Here is a 19,080-nt window from a genome sequence, read left to right on the forward strand (position 1 = left end):
GCCTGGTGAGATGGGAGCGGCCGGAGGTCAGTCGCTGACGGCCAGCTGCTCCCACCACCAGGAGATCGTGGGGATCGGCAGCGGCTCCCGGCCGGCGTCGGAGGGGTCGGGCTTCCACCAGCCGCCCGGCTCCGCCGCCGGACCCGACGGCACCCAGTAGCGCGGACAGCCCGACGCCCAGTCGAGATGGCCCCGCACGAACTGCCCCAACCCCTCGATGTAGCCGCGCAGTTCGTCGCTCGCGTCCACGAGCACCTGCTCGCCGAGCCGGCCGTGCAGCACCATCACCCGGTCCCGCATCGCCACCGCGTGCCTCAGCGCCTCGCGCGGCTCGCAGCCCAGTTCCTGGCAGAGCACGTCGATCAGATTGAGATCGTCGCCCGCCCGCAGCAGTTCCTTGTTCCGGGAGTAGAGGTCGTTGTCCCAGCTGACCAGCGTCCAGGCCATCTCGGTGAGCGCCTGGACGCGCGGGTCGGCCAACTCCTCGTCCCGTACGGAGAATCCGCCGACAATCTCGATCATCGCCGTGGACGGCGCCATCCCTATGGCCCGCATCCACAGGGTGATGTAGTCGTTCAGTGACGGCAGTTCGGGGCTCCGGCGCCAGGACGCCTCCCACACGAGACCCGAGGTGTACACCCGCATGGCGTCCGTCCAGCGGCGCAGCTGCTGCGGGGACGCGTACCGCTCCAGCTCCGTCCGCAGGGCGCGCAGCGCGGCGGCGTGCGGGGAGTCGGCGCGGGAGTTGGCGGCCGGGGCCTCGACCGCGCGCAGGATGCGGGAGGTCTCCTGTGCCATCAGGTCGGCCGTGGCGTCCGTCTCGTCGCAGACACCGTCGTCGAGCGAGAAGAGCACGGCGTGGAACTTGGCCATCAGGGTGAGGGGTTCGAGTCTCCCGTACGGCATCGTCCAGGCGGTGAGTCCGCCGAAGTCACAGACGGCGAGGCGCTTGCGCTGCCGCTCGTCGGTGTCCAGATTCTGACGCAGCATCCAGTCCACGGTCAGGTCGTTGAGGACGTCGACGCCGGGATGTACGGCCGGTTCCACCGGGCAGTAGAACGGCACGGCCGGGAGCTGCTGGGACAGCACCTGTTCCTCGACGCACGTCATGACCGGCCTCCTGGGAAAGCTGTGGGCGCAGGGCGGGTTCGGTGAGAATCTGGTGCGGTGCGGTGTGAGGCGGCGGTTGTACGAGTGGAGCGTATATGCCCATGACGGTTCGTCAACAACAGGGCAACTGATCCGTTCGTGGCCGGATTTGAGCATGTGTGGAGTGGCCGGGACCATTCGGAGCGGCCGTCCGGCCGGGCCCCCACGTCAGGGCCGTACCGGCGTTACCGCCCGCCGAGGGGAGCGATCGGTTCCGGTGGCGCCCGCTCGACCGGATCGATCCTGACTGAGAACACACTGATCGTGATCCGTACGTCACGGTCAGGTGGCCGGGCGGGACGAAGTGCGTGGGCTCTGTGAGCCCCTCGCCACTCGCCCCGCCGTCAGCCGCGCGCGCCGAACGCCTGGGTCCACCACGGCCCGCCGGACCCCTCATGGACGCCGACACCGATCTCCTTGAAAGCGCAGTTCAGTATGTTGGCCCGGTGGCCGGGGCTCTTCATCCAGCCCTCCATCACCTGGGTGGCCGTCTGCTGGCCCCGCGCGATGTTCTCGCCGTAGGTGGACCAGTCGTAGCCCGCCGCCGTGATGCGGTCGCCGGGGTCCTTGCCGTCCGGACTGTTGTGGTCGAAGTAGCCCTTGGCCGCCATGTCCTCGGAGTGGTGCAGCGCGGCGGTGCCCAACTGTGAGTTGGCATTGACCGGGCCGCAACCGGCCTTGGAACGCTCGGAGTTGACGAGGGTGGTGACCTGGTCGGCGAGGCCGCCGCCACCGCCCGGCTTGGGGTCGTCCGCCGGCGGTGTCGGATCGGGCTTGGGGGCCGGACCGGCGGTGGAGGGACGCGGGGCGGGAGCCGACCTGCTCGGCTCGGCCGCCTTCTTGGACGGCGAACGGGTCGGTGAGGGCGACGGGCTCGCGCTGGTGCGCGAGGGGGAGGGGCTGGGGGACTTGGCGCTGGGGCTCGCCGCGGACTTGGGCTCCAGCGCCTCCGGTTCGACGGCGGTCGACGCGCGTGACTCGTCCTTGTCCCGGTCGCTCGCGACGAGCTGGGCGACGCCACCGGCGGTGAGCAGCGCGGCGACGGCCGCGGTCACGGTGACGGCGCGGCGCCGCTTCGCCCGCCGGTCGCGGCGCAGGGCGTCCCTGGCGCCGGTACGACTCCCGTCGCTCGAAACACTCCTCGAAACGCCGCTTGAAACGCTGTTCGGAGCGCCGCCGCCGAAGCCACCGCTCCGCGAGGCGGCGGTCGGAGCCCGGCGGTCGCCCACCGGCACCAGCGCGAGACCGGCCACCAGGGTGTCGGCGGGCGCCAGTTCGGCCGCGTACCCGGAGCAGACCGTGCAGTCGTACGTGTGCCGGGCCATGCGCTCGCGCCAGAGCGGGGACGGTACGCCGTCCCAGCCGCCGACGAGTTGTTCCAGCAGGACGCACGGCGGCTGCGCCGACAGCGCGCGGACGACCGCGCGAGCGGTGTCCAGCTCGTGCCGCATTCGCGCGATCCGCGCTTCCACCTGCTGGGAGTTGGCGGCCAGGGCGGCGGCGACCTCGGGCCGGGTGAGTTCACCGGCGGTCTCCAGCCACCACAGTGCCACGAGCGCGTGGTGTTCCCGGTCGACCCAGCGCGTGGCCTCGGCGACCTCCCGGTGCTGGCCGGAGAGCCCGAGACGGCTGATCATCAGATCGACGAAGTCGAAGTCGGGGCGGGGGAGGGTGAGGTCGTACACGTAGTCCGCGTGCTCACGGATCCGGGCGACCGCGGTGATGGCCAGGTGCGAGCGGAAGTCCGCCGGGCGGCGCAGCCCGTCGAGACCGGCGAGTGCGTGGCGCACCGTGTCGCGCGCCGTCGCGTCCACCTCCGGATGGCCGTGCAGGGCGTGGCCGACGAGCTGATGGACAAGCGGCAGCGACTCATGGCCGAGCCGGTCGAGCGCCGACCGGTCCCCGGCCTGCGCCTCCTTGACCACCGAGGTCTTGAACGGACTGCTCACGCTGTCTCACTCCCACTCGTTACTCGCGGTGGGCACCGATGGTAAGGGGAACGGCGGGCCCGCACCCCCTTGATGGCGCACGCGGCGCCGCACAAGTGGGCGAATTCATATCCGGCCACCCGTCCGGATCCTGACGGACTCCTGTTCGGCGTGAAGCTCAGCTGTCGCCCCGCTTAAGAAATCCTCGATGGACTGAACGGTCACGGCGGCGGCAGATTGGTGCCGACACCGATCGGTGCCGCTCGCGTCACGCACCCGCGTGCCTCCGCGTGTCCGCGCACCCGCACCGCCTGGAGCCGCCCCGATGAAGGCACTTGTGAAGCTGACGGCCGAGCCGGGGCTCCGGCTCACCGATGTGCCCGAGCCGGAGGCCGGCCCCGCGGACGTACTCATCAAGGTCCTGCGCACCGGCATCTGCGGCACCGATCTGCACATCCGCGCGTGGGACGGCTGGGCCCGGCAGGCGGTCGAGGCGCCGCGTGTCCTCGGCCACGAGTTCGTCGGCGAGGTCGCGTCCGTCGGCGCCGACGTCCAGGACATCGCCGTCGGCGATCTCGTGAGCGGCGAAGGGCATCTGGTCTGCGGCAAATGTCGTAACTGTCTGGCCGGGCGGAGGCATCTGTGCCGCAGCACGGTCGGACTCGGCGTCGGCCGTGACGGCGCTTTCGCCGAGTACGTCGCGCTGCCCGCGTCGAACGTATGGGTCCACCGCGCACCGGTGGACCTCGACATCGCGGCCATCTTCGACCCGTTCGGCAACGCCGTGCACACCGCGCTCACCTTCCCCCTGGTCGGCGAGGACGTGCTGATCACCGGCGCCGGCCCGATCGGCATCATGGCGGCGGCCGTCGCCCGGCACGCGGGCGCGCGCAACGTCGCCGTCACCGACGTCAGCCCCGAGCGCCTGGAGATCGCCCGCAAGGTCGGCGCCACGCTCGCGCTCGACGTCTCGGCCCCCGGCACCGGCATCGCCGAGGCACAGCGACGGCTCGGTCTCAAGGAAGGCTTCGACATCGGCCTGGAGATGTCCGGCCGCCCCGAGGCGATGCGCGACATGGTCGACAACATGACGCACGGCGGCCGGATCGCCATGCTGGGCCTGCCCGCCTCCGAGTTCGCGGTGGACTGGGCGAAGATCGTGACCTCGATGATCACGGTGAAGGGCATCTACGGCCGCGAGATGTACGAGACGTGGTACGCGATGACGGTGCTGCTCGAAGGCGGTCTCGACCTCGCGCCCGTCATCACCGGCAGCTACGGCTACGAGGACTTCGACACCGCCTTCGACGAGGCGGCCAAGGCCACCGGCGGAAAGATCATCCTCAACTGGGCCTGATCGCGCCGGGCCCGATCCTCGTGGGCCCGCCCAGCACCCCTCGCCCCGACACACTCTTCCCACCGGGAGCCCCGTATGTACGCGTCCGTCCGCGACGACCTCCGCGCCACCCTCGACGAGATCCGCGACGCCGGTCTCTTCAAGCCCGAGCGCGTGATCAACACCCCGCAGAACGCCTCCGTCTCCGTCGCCTCCGGTGACGTCCTCAACTTCTGCGCCAACAACTACCTCGGCCTCGCCGACCACCCCGACGTCGTCGCCGCGGCCAAGGACGCGCTCGACCGGTGGGGCTACGGCATGGCCTCCGTACGCTTCATCTGCGGCACCCAGGAGGTCCACAAGGAGCTGGAGCGGCGGCTCTCCTCGTTCCTCGGCCAGGAGGACACGATCCTCTACTCCTCCTGCTTCGACGCCAACGGCGGTGTCTTCGAGACCCTTCTCGGCCCCGAGGACGCGGTCATCTCCGACGCGCTCAACCACGCCAGCATCATCGACGGCGTCCGGCTGTCCAAGGCCCGCCGACTGCGCTACGCCAACCGTGACCTCGCCGAGCTCGAAGCGCGCCTCAAGGAGTCGCAGGACGCGCGCCGCCGTCTCGTCGTCACCGACGGCGTCTTCTCCATGGACGGCTACGTCGCGCCCCTCGCCGAGATCTGCGACCTCGCCGACCGCTACGACGCCATGGTGATGGTCGACGACTCGCACGCCGTCGGCTTCGTCGGCCCCGGCGGCCGGGGCACCCCCGAACTGCACGGCGTGATGGACCGCGTCGACATCATCACCGGCACGCTCGGCAAGGCACTCGGCGGCGCGTCCGGCGGCTACGTCGCCGCGCGCTGCGAGATCGTCGCCCTGCTGCGCCAGCGGTCGCGCCCGTACCTCTTCTCCAACTCCCTCGCCCCGGTCATCGCCGCGGCCTCGATCAAGGTTCTCGACCTGCTGGAGAGCGCCGACGGGCTCCGCGAGCGGCTGAAGGCGAACACGGCCCTCTTCCGTACGCAGATGACGGCGGCCGGATTCGAGATCCTGCCCGGTGACCACGCCATCGCCCCCGTCATGATCGGCGACGCCGCCGAGGCCGGGCGGATGGCGGAGCTGCTGCTGGAGCGCGGGGTCTACGTGATCGGCTTCTCGTACCCCGTCGTACCGATGGGCCAGGCGCGCATCCGGGTCCAGCTGTCGGCGGCGCATTCGACCGAGGACGTCCGGCGGGCGGTGGCGGCGTTCGTCGACGCGCGCGACGCACTCAAGGGCTGAGACCGCCGGGCCGGGGGAGCGCGAGGCCGAACGGCGCCGGGTCCGGCACGCGCCGGGCCCGAAACCGCCGTGGCCTGGCAGGATGGGCGCGTGATCGACCCCCGGCGCCTGCGCATCCTGCGAGCCGTGGCGGACCACCGCACGGTGACCGCCGCGGCCGCCGCGCTGTATCTGACCCCGTCCGCCGTCTCCCAGCAGCTCGCCGCACTGGAGCAGGAGACCGGCCACGCGCTGCTGACCCGCAGCGGCAGGGGCGTACGCCTGACGGCGGCCGGGGAGATCCTGCTCACACACGCCCACGAGGTCCTCGCGCAGCTGGAGCGGGCCGAGGCGGAGCTGGCGGCGTACGCGGGCGGGGCGGCCGGTGAGGTCACCGTCGCCGCGTTCGCCACGGGGATCGCCGAGGTGCTGGCCCCGGCCGTCGCGCACCTCGCCGACTCGGACCCGGGCATCCGCGTACGGGTACGGGACTCCGAGGGCGACGAGAGCCTGCCGCTGCTCCTCGACGGCCAGGCGGACGTGGCGCTGGCCGTCGAGTACCGGGGCGCGCCCACCGAGGACGACCCCCGCCTGTCGCGCGTGCCGCTGTACGCCGAGCCGTTCGACGCGGTTCTGCCCGAGGGGCACCCGCTGCGCCACGAGATCGAGGTGCCGCTCGCCGGGCTTTCGGACAGCGACTGGATCAGCCCGTACCCGGGCAACCCCTGCCACGAAGTGATGCGCCTCGCCTGCGAGTTGGCCGGTTTCGAACCACGCCTCGTGCACTCCTCGGACGACTTCCGCGCGGTGGTCGCCCTGGCCGGCGCGGGTGCGGGGGTGGCGCTCGTGCCGCGCTCGGCGCTGCGCGGGATGGAGCTGAAGGGCACGGTCGTACGCCCGGTGTCCGGCCCGCCCGCCACCCGCCGGGTCTTCGCGGCGGTCCGCAGGGGCGCGGAGCACCACCCGCTGATCCGCCCGGTCCTGGACGCGCTCACGGAGTCGGCGTCGGGCCTGACGACGGGCTGAGCACCCCGCCGCCGACCGCCGGACGCGCCTGCCACCCGTCCGGTCACCACTCCCCCTTCCCCCATGTACGGGGCCCGCTCCTTGTGGGGCGAACGACCGTCACACTCCGCGATCGAGCCGGATTACCGTGCTCGTCGTACGAGGCCGACACCGGTCGTCGGGGCGCGTGACCGACACCGGGCGGGGAGTCGCCATGACCAGGCGCGCCCCCGCTCTCGCCGCCCTGACCGGCGCCCGCGACGTGGAGGCGCGTCCGGTCCGGCCGCGCGGCCGGACCGGACGCGCCTCCGCTGTGCACGAACCGCCCCTACGACACAGGAGTCGCCATGTTCAGAAGCGCGCTGCACACATCGCTCGCACTCGTCATGATCTCGGCCGGCGCAATCGTCGGTGCGACGGTCACCGCCGGTCCCGCGCACGCCGCGTCCGACTGTGGCCAGCCGATCACCGGCCTGCCCTTGCAGCAGGGCAGCCAGGGCACCTCGGTGGAGCGCCTGCAGATCCGTGTCGCCGGGTTCGTGGACAGCGGCGAAGTGCTCTCGGCCGACGGGGTCTACGGCGGGCGCACCAAAGAGGCGGTCCGTAAGTTCCAGGCGCAGTACGGCCTTCAGGCCGACGGGATCGCCGGCAGCCGGACCGTCGACAAGATCTACGCGCTGCAGGACTCGGACTGCACGCCCATCCACTTCTCCTACGCCGAGTGGAACAAGTGCAACTCCACCTGGTCGGGCGGCGCGGTTTCGGCGTCCGCCGCCAAGGCCAACGCGCGCAGGAGCATGTGGAAGCTGGAGGCGCTGCGCCAGAAGCTCGGCGGCAACCCGATCCAGATCTCCAGCGGATTCCGCTCGAACAGCTGCAACGAGGCCGTGGGCGGTGTCAGCGGCAGCCGGCACACCTACGGGGACGCCGCGGACATGCCGGGCACACAGACCTGGCGCTGCAAGCTCCACAACGGCGCCAAGAGCTCCGGCTTCAGGGAGATTCTCGGCCAGGGCTTCACGGGACACAACGACCACACCCATGTGGGCATGACCGGCTCACGTCAGTGGCACGGTTGCTGAGAGAGGCGACGACCCGATCGTGTCCATGAGCAGACGAAGCTTCCTCGGCGCCGGCGCGTTCACCGTGCTCGGCGCCGGTGCGGCCGGGTGCGACTCGGGCGCCGGCGGCGACACCACGGCCACCGAGCCTCTCCTCGCCCTCGTTCCCGAGGACGGCACCACGCGGATCCACGCGGCGACGGTCAGCCGCTTCAACAAGTCGCCGGCCAAGGCGCGAGCAGAGGCGACCGCCGAGCTGCGCGACGCCCCGGCGTCGTCGTACGACCGCGTGCTTGACAGGGCACTGGACGGCGACCGCGGCCCGGACCTCCTCTTCACCTGGAGCGCGGGAGCCATCCGCGTCTCGGCCGAGGAGCACCGGCTGGTCGACCTCTACAACCTCACCGAGGACTACCCCGAGTTCGGCGAGAGGCTGCTGCCCGGTGTCCTGGAGGGCTGCGCCGTCAACCACCGCCCCTTCGGCATCCCCGTCCGCGGCACCCGGCCCGTCGTCCTGTTCTACCATCGCGCCCTGTTCGCGGATCTCGGCCTCCAACCGCCCGCCACCTGGTCGGATCTGAAGAAGGCCGGAGCCCGGCTGCGCGCCGCGAACGTCGTACCCGTCGCGCTGGCCGGATCCGATCCCGCCGCGGCGGCGAGGTGGCTGGAGTACCTGGTGGAGCGCATCGGCGGCCCCGGGGTCGCGGACCGTGTCCGGTCCGGGGACCACGGCGCGTGGAGCGACCGGACCGTGCTGCGGGCGGCGCAGGAGGTCATCTCCCTGCTCGACAGCGGTTCGTTCGGCGACGGCGTCGGCGGCGGCGAGGCCGCCACCGACAGCGAGGCCGCCGCCCTTCTCGCCGGGGGCCGGGCCGGGCTGCTCCTCGCGGAGTCCGCGCAGCACGCGGAGCTCGCCCGGAAGTTCCCCGTGTTCACCGACAAGCACCTGGGGTGGGTGCCGTTCCCGACGGTCGAGCGGGGCAGGGGGAAGCCGGAGAGTCTGCTGGGCACCCCGGCCGGTTATCTGACGGTGAGCGAGCGCACCGAGAACCGGCTGGCCGCCGTCGCCCTGCTGAAGGAGTTCACCGGTACGGAACACAGCGAGGCTCTGCTGCGGGCCGGCGACGTCCCCGCCACGACCACCGCGGCGAAGCTGCTCGACCACGCGCCGAATCCGGAGTTCACACGATTCCAGTACGAACTGGTACGGAAGGCCCCGAACTACACCGTCAGCTGGGAGAGAGCCGTACACCCGGCGTGGCGCGATCCCATGCTCACCGAGGTGGGCGACCTGTTCGCCGGGCGGTCCACGGCACGGGAGTTCAGCGAGGCGATGCGGCGCGTGGAACTGCCCGTGGCGCGGTGAGCGCGGCCGGTGGGACGTTCGGAACCGACAGGACTCAGGCGACCAGCCGCACGATCAGGACCACCACGATCACGATGACCGCCCCCGCCGCGATCAGTCGGCGTTTCAGCCGGTTCGAGAGGGTCGCGACGACCTCCAGGCTCCGGTCGCCCGGGAAGACGTGGAAGACCCGGTTCGGATCGCCGGTCAGCTCCACCCGGGCCAGCGGGCAGGTTTCGAGGGTCACCCGCCGGGACAGCTCCGCGTTCCGGTGGGCCAGGTGGTTGGCCACGGCGGCCCGGTGCGTGCCGTGGACACCGGAGGGCACCGCGCCGTCGGCGGGGACTTCCTGGCGCCGCCAGCGGGCGGCGGCCAGCCGCTCGCGGACCTTGTCGGGCCAGTCGGGCGCGGGCAGCGACAAGGAGGCCTTCTCGTGCGTGTACGCGACGGTGCCCTCCACCCAGTGGGTGAGGCTGCCCTTGCCGCCGCACACGTCGTGCGGGCCGACGCCCCGCCCCGAGCAGCGCGCGCACGTCTCCCGGCCCCGGCCCTCGCAGTGCGGGCACCGGACCCGGCCCCGCCCCGAGCAGCCGCGACAGGCGGCCTCGGAGGTACCGCACAGCGCGCAGGTGATCCGCGGGGCGCCGGGCGCCGTGGCGCGCGGACCGGTCGCGGCGGGGCGCGCCTTCACCGTACGCGTCCGGCGTCCGCCGCTCTTCTCGCACTCCGTGCAGGGGGCGACGTCCAGGCACAGACCGCACGCGGGCGGCTCGTTGCGGCAGGTGCAGTCGTGCCGGCCGCTGCCGCAGCAACTGGCGCACCGCATCGTGCCGTTGTCGCACGGGCAGGGCACGAGCCGGTGGGAGTGCGCACGGAGCAGGGTGACCCTGCCCGGCTCCTCGGGCGGCGTCAGCCGGTGGTCCGCGATGGCACCCTCGTAAAGAGGAAGCGCCGACAGATCCTTCGTACCGAAGGCGGTCCGCTGTGTCTCGCCGCGCCGCTCGGTGAAGCGGACGACCTCGCAGCGCACCAACTGCCTGCGCGTGACGTCCCGGAGCCGGCCCGCGTCGGCCACCGTTCCGCCGCCCCTGGTCGCGTACGGGGCGAGCGCCTTGAGAAGGTCCGCGTCGGGCAGCGCGGCGTACAGGGCGTCGTCGTTCGGTGCGTCGGACATGGGCGTGTCTCGTCCCTCCTCCGGCGCGCGGCGACGCCGCGCGGATCGCAGGTTAGGACTGTTGCCGACCCACCATCAAGAGGGCGGTGCGAGACACGGGCCGGCGGGGCGGATGGGTGCCCGGCACTTCCGTACGCCGGTTTCCCACCCGCCCCGCGGGCCCCGTGAGCGCCCTACGACAGCAGGTTCGGTGCCGCCCGGTCCAGCACCGAACCGACGCGTTCCCAGGTCTCCATGTCCCGTGTCACCGAGGGGAGTTCGGGGCCGTCGCCGGTCTTCCAGGTGGTGGCGATCGCGACCGGGTCCTCGCCGCTGGCGGCCGACGCCGCCAGCGCCGCCGCGCCCAGGGCGACCAGCTCGCCGCTCTCCGGCACGATCACCGGCCGCCCGGAGAGGCGCCGTACGGTCTCCACCCACGTACGGCCCTGGGCGCCGCCGCCCACCAGACGCAGCGGCCGGTTCGCCGCCTCGGGGTCCGCCGGGTCGAGGCCGCAGGCGCGCAGGACCTCGTCCAGCGCCCGCAGGACCGTGTACGCCGCGCCCTCGTAGGCCGCGCCGAGCAACTGCTGCGGCGTCGTGTCGTGCCGCAGGCCCGTCAGCAGGCCGGCGGAGGTCGGCAGATCGGGGGTGCGTTCGCCGTCGAGGTACGGCAGCAGCACCGCCTCGCCGCCGGGCGCCACGTCCTCGCGGTCCAGCCGCAGCAGTTCGGCGACCTTGTCGACGGCGAGCGTGCAGTTCAGGGTGCAGCCGAGCGGCAGGAACGTGCCGTCGGCCGCCGCGAACCCGGACAGCGCGGCCGAGGCCGGCCTGGTGCGGGTGGCGGCGAAGACGGTGCCCGACGTGCCGAGGCTCAGTACGGGGTGGTCCAGCAGCCCGGCGCCGCCGAGACCGAGGCCGACGGCCGCGCTCATGTTGTCGCCGGTCCCGGCGGCGACCGCGATACCGGCCGGCAGCCCCAGCAGCTCGGCGGCGGAGGCGGTGAGCGAGCCGACCCGGGCGGCTCCGGTCGGGGCGACGGCCGGCAGCATCGACTCGTCGAGGCCGACGAGCGCGAGCAGTTCGGGGTCGTACGAACCGGTCGCCGTGGAGTACCAGCAGGTGCCCGACGCGTCACCGGGGTCCGTGGCCGCCGTACCCGCGAGACGTTCGGTGAGGAAGTCGTGGGGGAGCCGGACGGCCGCCGCCGCGCCGGCGGAGGCGGGGTCGTTCTCGCGCAGCCACTGCCACTTCGCCGCCGTCATCGAGGCGACGGGCACGGTTCCGGTCCTGGCGGTCCACGCGTCGGGTCCGCCGAGCGCGTCCGTAAGAGCGGCGGCCTGCGGGGCGGAGCGGGTGTCGTTCCAAAGAAGGGCGGGCCGCAGCGGCTTCCCGGCCGCGTCGAGCACCACCAGGCCGTGCTGCTGGCCGGCGACCGCTATGCCCGTGACGGCGGAGGCCGGTACGCCGGACTCCTTCAGTCCCATGGCGACGGCCTCACGCAGCGCCTGCCACCACACCTCGGGGTCGGTCTCCCGCGCCCCGGCCTCGCCCGTCACCCGGTGCGGGGCGCGCCCGACGGCGAGCGGCCGTCCGGTCGCCGCGTCGGTGAACGCCGCTTTGGTCGACTGGGTGGAGCTGTCGACGCCGATGACCACCTGGCTGTGCGGCACGCTCGTACCTCTTCCTGATTCCGGGCTTGCGGCGGGATTTTGACCGCAGGCCAACAAATTACGTGATGTTGTCGTGCATCCGGCAGGTACTGGCGTCATTTCCTTGCCCAAGGGGGTGTTCGACGCCTCGAACAGGGTTGGGCGAACGCGGGGTCTTTTCCGTATCCACCCGGACGTGCATTATTAGTCATGTCAGGAAACAAAAAGGTCTGCACCTGCCGGACCTGAGGTATCGAAGGCGGCCAGAGAAATGACGGAACCTTTCACTCCCACCCCCGCGGACAAGTTCAGCTTCGGTCTGTGGACGGTCGGCTGGCAAGGCAGGGACCCGTTCGGTGACGCGACGCGCCCGGCGCTCGATCCCACCGAGTCCGTACAGCGCCTCGCCGAACTCGGCGCGTACGGCGTCACCTTCCACGACGACGACCTGATCCCCTTCGGCTCGTCCGACGCCGAACGTGAGGCGCACATCAAGCGCTTCCGGCAGGCGCTCGACACCACCGGGCTCGTCGTGCCGATGGTCACCACCAACCTCTTCACCCACCCCGTCTTCAAGGACGGCGGCTTCACGGCGAACGACCGCGACGTCCGCCGCTACGCGCTGCGCAAGACGCTGCGCAACCTCGACCTGGCAGCCGAGCTGGGCGCCAAGAAGTTCGTCGCCTGGGGCGGCCGGGAGGGCGCCGAGTCCGGCGGCGCGAAGGACGTGCGTCTGGCGCTGGACCGGATGAAGGAGGGCTTCGACCTGCTCGGCGAGTACGTCGTCTCGCAGGGGTACGACATCAAGTTCGCCATCGAGCCCAAGCCGAACGAGCCGCGCGGTGACATCCTGCTGCCGACCGTCGGCCACGCGCTCGCCTTCATCGAGCGCCTGGAGCGCCCCGAGCTGTACGGCGTCAACCCCGAGACCGGCCACGAGCAGATGGCCGGGCTGAACTTCCCGCACGCCATCGCGCAGGCCCTGTGGGCGGGCAAGCTCTTCCACATCGACCTCAACGGCCAGCACGGCACCCGCTACGACCAGGACCTGCGCTTCGGCGCCGGCGACCTGCGCGCCGCGTTCTGGCTGGTGGACCTGTTGGAGTCGGCGGGCTGGGACGGCTCGCGGCACTTCGACTTCAAGCCGCCGCGCACCGAGGACTTCGACGGGGTGTGGGCGTCCGCCGCCGGCTGCATGCGCAACTACCTGATACTCAAGGAGCGCGCCGCCTCGTTCCGCGCGGACCCCGAGGTCCAGGAGGCGCTGCGCGCCTCGCGCCTGGACGAGCTGGCGCAGCCGACCGCCGCCGACGGGGTGGCCGGTCTGCTGGCCGACCGGGGCGCGTACGAGGACTTCGACGTGGCGTCCGCGGCGAGCCGCGGCATGGCGTTCGAACACCTCGACCAGCTCGCCATGGACCACCTCCTGGGCGCCCGCTGATCCGGCACTGAAGACGACGATCCGGCACTGAAGACGACCGAGTCCTGACACGACCGCACACGCGGGGCGGCCCCACCGCCGGTCCGCCCCGCGTGTGCGCGTACGCAGCTCCGCCCTCCTTACGGAGGGTCCACGCCCGCGACTCCGGCAGGGCGTGTTCTTCGGCGGTCCCGCCCGTCCGCGACGCCCGGCACGCGCATGCCGCGAACTCCCGCCCGTCCCGCGACGCACCGCACCGCACCCCATGACACCGGCCACTCCGCGGCCGGGCCGTGGACGAGGGGCCGAAGGTGGGATTCGGATCGTCCATCCAGCCCCCAGACACGCGATCCCGGAGCCTTTGCGGGGATACCGGCACATGGCGTGGCCGCAGCCACGCCGGTTCGCTATCGAGTCACTTCAGGAGGCCTTCGTGTCAGATATCGCGGTACAGGGAACGCCGGAACGAAGAATCACCGGGCGACGCCACGGCGGTGAGCGCCCATGGGGCAGGGTCGCGCGGGCCTGGGCGGGACTGGCCCTGCTCACGGCCTGACCGTCCCACTCGCCGTGGCATCGCCCGCCGCCGCGCATGAGCACCCTGCGCACCAAAAGGCCGCCCACGCCTACGTCGCCAACGTCGAGGACGACACCGTCTCGGTGATCAGCACGAAGACGAACACCGTCACCGCCACCGTCCCCGTCGGCGACCTTCCCAACGGCGTGGCCGTCACCCCGAACGGTCAGCGTGTCTACGTCACCAACCTCAACAGCGGCACCGTGTCGGTGATCGACACCAGGACCAACACCGTCACGGCCACCATCACTGTCGGCACCTGGCCCCGGGGAGTGGCCTTCACCTCGAACGGTGACCGCGCCTACATCCCCAGCCAACTGGACAACACGGTGTCGGTGATCGACACCAGGACCAACACCGTCACCACCACCATCCCCGTCGGCGACGGGCCCACCGGTATCGCCATCACTCAGGGATGCGGGAGCCACCACCGTGGCTGTGCGGCAGGGGGAGCGGGGCGGTGAGGGTGACGTCGTCGGAGGGCGCTCCGACGGCGTCCGGGAGGGGAACCAGGTTTTCCTCGCCGTCCGCGTGACGTGCGGCCACCACCCCGGGGTGGGGCGCCCGGCGAAGGCTGCCGGACGCCCCACCCCACGTCGTCAGGCGCTCGTGCGGTCCGCGTAGGCCACCGGGTCCGCCAGTACCGCGCGGACCACCAGGGCCGCCGCGCCACGGGCCGCGTCCCCCGCCGAGGATGACGCGCGTAGCCGGCCGCTGTCGTGCGGCCACAGTCCCGAGACCACCCGGTCGGTCAACTCGCCGTCGGCGGGCGGCGACAGCCACGGCATCAGGCTCCGGTAGATCCCGCCGAGCACCACCGCGTCGGGGTCGAAGAGATTCACCGCGCCCGACAGGACCCGGCCCAGCATCCGGCCGGCCTCGCCGATGGCCGTGATCGCGCGCTTGTCGCCGGCCCTGGCCAGCGCCTCCAGCTCCGCGACGCCCGGCACCCCGGCGTTCTCGTCGAGCCCGGCGCCCCGCAGGAGCGCCGACTGGCCCGCGTACTGCTCCAGGCAGCCACGCGCACCGCACCGGCACAGCGGCCCGTCGGCGTCCACGACCACATGGCCGATCTCACCGGCGAACCCGTTCGCGCCGCGCAGCAGTTCACCGTCGAGCACCAGCGCGCCGCCGACGCCGATCTCGCCCGACAGGTAGAGGAAGCTGCGGATCCCGCCGAGGCCGCCGAACCAGAGCTCGGCGAGCGCCGCCAGATTGGCCTCGTTCTCCGATCGCACCGGCAGCGGCGGCGCGGAGGGCTGCGCCTCCGCCAGCGCCTGCGCGAACAGCTCCTCCGCGGGCACCCGGTTCCAGCCCAGGTTCGGCGCCTGGCGGACCGTACCGCCGGAGACCAGACCGGGCAGCGCGAGCTGCACCCCGACCGGCGACAGGTCCTGCTCGGTGGCCGAGTCGAGGGTGCGCGCGGCGATCCGCGCCCCGCGGGCCAGGACTTCGGCCGGCGCGGCGCCGCGGTTGTCGAGGTGTTCGGTGAGGCGTACGCGGTCGGTGCCCGACAGGTCGACCACGCACACCGAGACGTAGTCGATGTTGATCTCGACGCCGATGCCGGCCGGGCCGGAGCGCGTCACCTTCAGCACGGTGCCCGGCCGCCCCGCCTGGCCGCTGAACGTCTTGCCGGACTCGGAGAGGAATCCGCTGTCGAGCAACTGCTCGACCAGCGAGGACACCGCGGCCCGGGTCAGTCCGACCCGCGCCGCCACACCGGCCCTGGTCGCCTCACCCTCGTCCCGCACGGCGCGCAGCACCAGGCTCAGATTGTGCCGGCGCACCGTCTCTTTGTCGGCCTTGGGACCGAGCGATGTGTGGTTGTTCTTCATGGTGCCGTCGAGCCTATGTGATCGGAATCCGGACGGATGGCCGGTCCGCCGAGATCGATGGCCCTGCCAGTCACTTGTTTAGATTAATTAGCAATAATCGTTGGCAGGGTCGGGCCGCGCGGCGACAGTCTTCGTCGTGACCCCAACCTTCGGGAGACATCGGTGACTTCGCATCGGGTAACGGTGGCCGTCGTCGTCGCCGCGCTGTTCGCCGTGGCCGTGCCCTCCGCCCAGGCGGCCGGCGGCCGGGACGCGCCCCCGCCCCGGCCCGCCGGCCACGGGTCCGTCGACCAGGGCGCCCCCGCGTACTACGACAGCGGCCTCGCCCCCACGCCGTACATGGGCTGGAACACCTACTACGGTCTCGGCGCCCCCACCGAGCAGGAGGTCAGGTCGGTCGCCACCACCTCGTCAGCAGCGGGGTCAGGGACAGCGGCTACGACATCGTCTGGCTGGACGGCGGCTGGCAGACACGCCGCGTGACAGCGAGGGCAGGCTGGCCGCGCACCCCGGCCGCTTCCCCTCGGGCATCCCCGCCCTCGTCACCTATCTGCACCAGCGCGGGCTCAAGGCGGGCATCTACACCGACGCGGGCACCTACGACGGCGGCAAGAGTTGCGGACTCGGCAGCCGCGGCCACTACACCGAGGACGCGCGGCAGTTCGCCGACTGGAAGATCGACGCCATCAAGGTCGATTTCCTCTGCGGGATCACCGCGAGACTCGATCCCGGCCCCGCCTTCAAGGAGTTCAGCGACGCCGTCGCCAAGTCGGGCCGACCGATGCTGCTCAACCTCTGCAACCCGCTGACCGACGACTGGGGCCTGCCGCACACCCCCGAGCAGGACGCGCACAACGCGTACGTCTACGGACCGACGACCGGCGACTCCTGGCGCACCGGCACCGATGTCGCCTTCGGCACGCCCTCCGTCGGCCAGTGGGCCAACGTCCTGCGCAACATGGACGCCAACGCCTGGCACCCCGAGGCCCAGGGGCCGGGCCGCTACAACGACCCCGACTACCTCATCCCCATGCGGAAGCTGGCGGACGGCTCGTACGAGCTGACCGAGGAGGAGTCCACCACCCGGTTCGTCATGTGGGCCGTGATGGGCTCGCCGCTGGTCATGGGCTCCGACCCGCGCACGCTGCCGCAGCCGATGACCGACACGCTGCGCAACCCCGAGATCATCGCCGTCGACCAGGACCCGCTCGCCGTCCAGGGCGTACGCGTCGCCACCGACTCCACCGGCGACGTCTACAGCAAGACCCTCAAGGGTGCGGGGGAGCGGGCGGTCGTCCTCCTCAACCGCTCGGACAAGGCCGCGGCGCGGACCGTGACCTTCGCGGACGCCGGACTGACGGGCGACGTCGCCGTACGGGACCTGCGTGCCCGCGCCGACCGGGGCACGCACAGCGGCTCCTACACCGTCACCGTCCCCGCGCACGGCACCGCCTTCCTCAAGCTCGGCGGCCAAAACGGTGCGCCGGGGGCCTCGATCGGTACGCGCTCCACCGCCAGCCCCGCGCTGGTGCGTGAGGGAGACCGGCTGACGGCGTTCACCCGGGGCCCGGACGGTTCACTGCGGCAGCGCGGCGGACGCGACGGGCAGTGGTCGTCCCGCACGACCGACCTCGGCGGCCCGACCGACGGCCGGATCCTCGGCCGGACGCGGCTGTGGGGGAGGGGACGGCGGAGCCGCGCACGCGGTCGAGGCCGACCTCGCCTTCCACCGCGCGCTCCTCGCCGCCACACACAACGAGCTGCTGATGTGCATGGAGATGGTCATCGAGTCCGGTCCCGCCCACCGCGACCGGATCGTGCACTCCTCGCCGCACGGTGAGGATCCCGTGCCGAGCCACCGCGCCGTCCTGGACGCCGTACGCGCCCAGGACCCGGACGCCGCCCAGCAGGCCATGCGGGCGCTGCTCGACCAGGCGGTCCGCGACCTCGACAAGGTGCACGGGACGGCCGCCCCGGCCACCCCCGAGACGGAAGGCTCCGGGGCGAAGTGAAGATCGTATCCGTGGAGACGTTCCTCGTGCCGCCCCGCTGGCTGTTCTGCCGGATCGAGACGGACGACGGCACCGTCGGCTGGGGCGAACCCGTCGTCGAGGGCAGGGCGGAGGTCGTGCGGGCGGCGGTGGACGTACTCGCCGAGTACCTCGTCGGCCAGGACCCGCTGCGGATCCAGGACCACTGGCAGGTCATGACCAAGGGCGGCTTCTACCGGGGCGTCCCGGTGCTCTCCAGCGCCGTCGCCGGGGTCGACCAGGCGCTGTGGGACATCGCGGGCAAGACGTACGGCGCCCCCGTGCACGCCCTGCTCGGCGGCCCCGTCAGGGATCAGGTGCGGGTGTACGCGTGGGTCGGCGGCGACGAACCCGCCCGGCTCACCGACGAGGTCACCGCCCAGGTCGAGGCGGGCTTCACCGCGGTGAAGATGAACGCCGCCGGGCGTACGTCCCCGATCACCAGCCCCGCCGAGACCGCTGCCGTGGTCGAGCGGGTCGCGGCGGCGCGCGCCGTTCTCGGCCCGGACCGGGATGTCGCCGTCGACTTCCACGGCCGGTTCAGCGCCGCGGGCGCCCGCCGCGTACTGACCGAACTCGCCCCGCTGCACCCGCTGTTCGTGGAGGAGCCGCTGCTGCCCGAGCACGGGCATCTGCTGGCCGGGCTGATCGCGTCCAGTCCCGTGCCCGTCGCGACCGGTGAACGGCTCTACGGACGGGCCGAGTTCCTGCCCGCGCTCGCCGCCGGGATCGCCGTGGCCCAGCCCGACCTCTCGCACGCCGGGGGCATATCGGAGGTGCACCGCATCGCCTCGTTCGCCGACACCTACGGCGCGCAGCTCGCACCGCACTGCCCGCTCGGCCCGATCGCGCTGGCCGCCGGTCTGCAAATCGCCTTCTGCACACCGAACTTCCTCATCCAGGAGCAGAGCAGGGGCCTGCACTACAACAAGGACGCCGACCTGCTGTCGTACGTCCTGGACACCGAGCCGTTCCGCTTCGTCGACGGCCGCGCGCACCGCACCGATCTGCCGGGGCTCGGCGTCACGGTCGACGAGAACGCCGTACGCGCCGCCGACCGGACCGGGCACGCCTGGCGCAACCCGGTCTGGCGCCACGACGACGGCTCCTTCGCCGAATGGTGAGCCGACCGCCCGCCGGGCCCCTCGCTCCCGGCCCGGCGCTCGCCGTCACCACCGACCTCGCGCACGGCGGGCGCCGGACCGGACACGGGAACTGCTGGCGGCCGACGAGACGGTCTGGAACACGCTCTCCGTATGACGCGCCGCCCTTGGGGCGCGCTGCCCGAGACGGGACGCGCTCCTTCCACCAAGAGGCCGGGGGATCGCCGGC

13 protein-coding genes and 2 pseudogenes are annotated in these 19,080 nt (G+C 72.3%); 10 read left to right on the forward strand and 5 right to left on the reverse strand.

The features are described 5' to 3' along the window. Positions 1–27: 27 nt before the first annotated feature. Entirely contained in the window at positions 28–1,110 is a 1,083-nt protein-coding gene (locus tag SSPS47_RS29725) for a terpene synthase family protein (RefSeq protein WP_164253625.1), read from the reverse strand. A 383-nt stretch (positions 1,111–1,493) separates the two neighbouring features. After that, positions 1,494–3,098: a CAP domain-containing protein gene (locus tag SSPS47_RS29730; protein ID WP_164253626.1), complete on the reverse strand. Its 1,605-nt coding sequence runs from the start codon at positions 3,096–3,098 to the stop codon at positions 1,494–1,496. Positions 3,099–3,402: 304 nt separating this feature from the next. Here SSPS47_RS29730 and tdh point away from each other — a divergent pair, with 304 nt between their 5' ends. The 5 genes from tdh (at position 3,403) to SSPS47_RS29755 (ending at position 9,102) form a co-directional block, all read left to right on the forward strand. Further along, positions 3,403–4,434, forward strand: coding sequence for an L-threonine 3-dehydrogenase (gene tdh, locus SSPS47_RS29735; protein ID WP_164253627.1), 1,032 nt, complete (start codon positions 3,403–3,405; stop codon positions 4,432–4,434). Between the two features lie 75 nt (positions 4,435–4,509). Next, positions 4,510–5,691 (forward strand): glycine C-acetyltransferase, encoded by a 1,182-nt coding sequence (locus tag SSPS47_RS29740; RefSeq protein ID WP_164253628.1) that lies wholly within the window; start codon positions 4,510–4,512, stop codon positions 5,689–5,691. Positions 5,692–5,781: 90 nt separating this feature from the next. Beyond that, positions 5,782–6,696 carry a LysR family transcriptional regulator gene (locus SSPS47_RS29745; protein ID WP_164253629.1) on the forward strand — a complete coding sequence of 305 codons (915 nt, stop codon included), beginning with the start codon at positions 5,782–5,784 and terminating at the stop codon, positions 6,694–6,696. A 326-nt stretch (positions 6,697–7,022) separates the two neighbouring features. After that, the gene (locus SSPS47_RS29750) at positions 7,023–7,757 is read left to right on the forward strand and encodes a D-Ala-D-Ala carboxypeptidase family metallohydrolase (protein WP_239065107.1); all 735 of its coding nucleotides are present in this window, start codon (positions 7,023–7,025) and stop codon (positions 7,755–7,757) included. Positions 7,758–7,782: 25 nt separating this feature from the next. Next, on the forward strand, positions 7,783–9,102 hold the full coding sequence (locus tag SSPS47_RS29755; protein WP_164253630.1) for an ABC transporter substrate-binding protein: 1,320 nt from the start codon (positions 7,783–7,785) through the stop codon (positions 9,100–9,102). A gap of 34 nt (positions 9,103–9,136) precedes the next feature. On the opposite strand, the gene SSPS47_RS29760 is transcribed toward SSPS47_RS29755, so the two are convergent. Together SSPS47_RS29760 and xylB are read right to left on the reverse strand one after the other, a co-directional pair. Then, positions 9,137–10,255 (reverse strand): hypothetical protein, encoded by a 1,119-nt coding sequence (locus SSPS47_RS29760; RefSeq protein ID WP_164253631.1) that lies wholly within the window; start codon positions 10,253–10,255, stop codon positions 9,137–9,139. A gap of 173 nt (positions 10,256–10,428) precedes the next feature. Further along, the gene (gene xylB, locus SSPS47_RS29765; RefSeq protein ID WP_164253632.1) at positions 10,429–11,904 is read right to left on the reverse strand and encodes a xylulokinase; all 1,476 of its coding nucleotides are present in this window, start codon (positions 11,902–11,904) and stop codon (positions 10,429–10,431) included. Positions 11,905–12,154: 250 nt separating this feature from the next. Here xylB and xylA point away from each other — a divergent pair, with 250 nt between their 5' ends. Next, positions 12,155–13,324, forward strand: coding sequence for a xylose isomerase (gene xylA / locus SSPS47_RS29770; protein WP_164253633.1), 1,170 nt, complete (start codon positions 12,155–12,157; stop codon positions 13,322–13,324). Between the two features lie 549 nt (positions 13,325–13,873). Beyond that, positions 13,874–14,344: a beta-propeller fold lactonase family protein gene (locus SSPS47_RS29775; RefSeq protein ID WP_203557955.1), complete on the forward strand. Its 471-nt coding sequence runs from the start codon at positions 13,874–13,876 to the stop codon at positions 14,342–14,344. Positions 14,345–14,479: 135 nt separating this feature from the next. On the opposite strand, the gene SSPS47_RS29780 is transcribed toward SSPS47_RS29775, so the two are convergent. Beyond that, the gene (locus tag SSPS47_RS29780; RefSeq protein WP_164253635.1) at positions 14,480–15,718 is read right to left on the reverse strand and encodes an ROK family protein; all 1,239 of its coding nucleotides are present in this window, start codon (positions 15,716–15,718) and stop codon (positions 14,480–14,482) included. Positions 15,719–15,880: 162 nt separating this feature from the next. On the opposite strand from SSPS47_RS29780, the pseudogene SSPS47_RS29785 reads away from it, so the two are divergent. The 3 genes and pseudogenes from SSPS47_RS29785 to dgoD form a co-directional block, all read left to right on the forward strand. Next, positions 15,881–17,384 (forward strand): annotated as a pseudogene (locus SSPS47_RS29785) (glycoside hydrolase family 27 protein); the annotation flags it as partial. 28 nt (positions 17,385–17,412) lie between these two features. Next, positions 17,413–17,730: pseudogene (locus SSPS47_RS29790) on the forward strand (FCD domain-containing protein); the annotation flags it as partial. Then, on the forward strand, positions 17,727–18,872 hold the full coding sequence (gene dgoD, locus SSPS47_RS29795) for a galactonate dehydratase (protein WP_164253636.1): 1,146 nt from the start codon (positions 17,727–17,729) through the stop codon (positions 18,870–18,872). The pseudogene SSPS47_RS29790 and the gene dgoD, both read left to right, overlap by 4 nt. Positions 18,873–19,080: the final 208 nt, after the last annotated feature.

Origin of the sequence: Streptomyces sp. S4.7 (genome assembly GCF_010384365.1) — a bacterium.
GTDB lineage: Bacteria > Actinomycetota > Actinomycetes > Streptomycetales > Streptomycetaceae > Streptomyces.

Excerpts from the sequence above, each read along its gene's own strand:
- xylA (WP_164253633.1), top strand. The coding sequence starts at position 12,155 with ATGACGGAACCTTTCACTCCCACCCCCGCGGACAAGTTCAGCTTCGGT.
- SSPS47_RS29755 (WP_164253630.1), top strand. The coding sequence starts at position 7,783 with ATGAGCAGACGAAGCTTCCTCGGCGCCGGCGCGTTCACCGTGCTCGGC.
- tdh (WP_164253627.1), top strand. The coding sequence starts at position 3,403 with ATGAAGGCACTTGTGAAGCTGACGGCCGAGCCGGGGCTCCGGCTCACC.
- SSPS47_RS29780 (WP_164253635.1), bottom strand. The coding sequence starts at position 15,718 with ATGAAGAACAACCACACATCGCTCGGTCCCAAGGCCGACAAAGAGACG.
- SSPS47_RS29760 (WP_164253631.1), bottom strand. The coding sequence starts at position 10,255 with ATGTCCGACGCACCGAACGACGACGCCCTGTACGCCGCGCTGCCCGAC.
- SSPS47_RS29725 (WP_164253625.1), bottom strand. The coding sequence starts at position 1,110 with ATGACGTGCGTCGAGGAACAGGTGCTGTCCCAGCAGCTCCCGGCCGTG.
- SSPS47_RS29750 (WP_239065107.1), top strand. The coding sequence starts at position 7,023 with ATGTTCAGAAGCGCGCTGCACACATCGCTCGCACTCGTCATGATCTCG.
- SSPS47_RS29740 (WP_164253628.1), top strand. The coding sequence starts at position 4,510 with ATGTACGCGTCCGTCCGCGACGACCTCCGCGCCACCCTCGACGAGATC.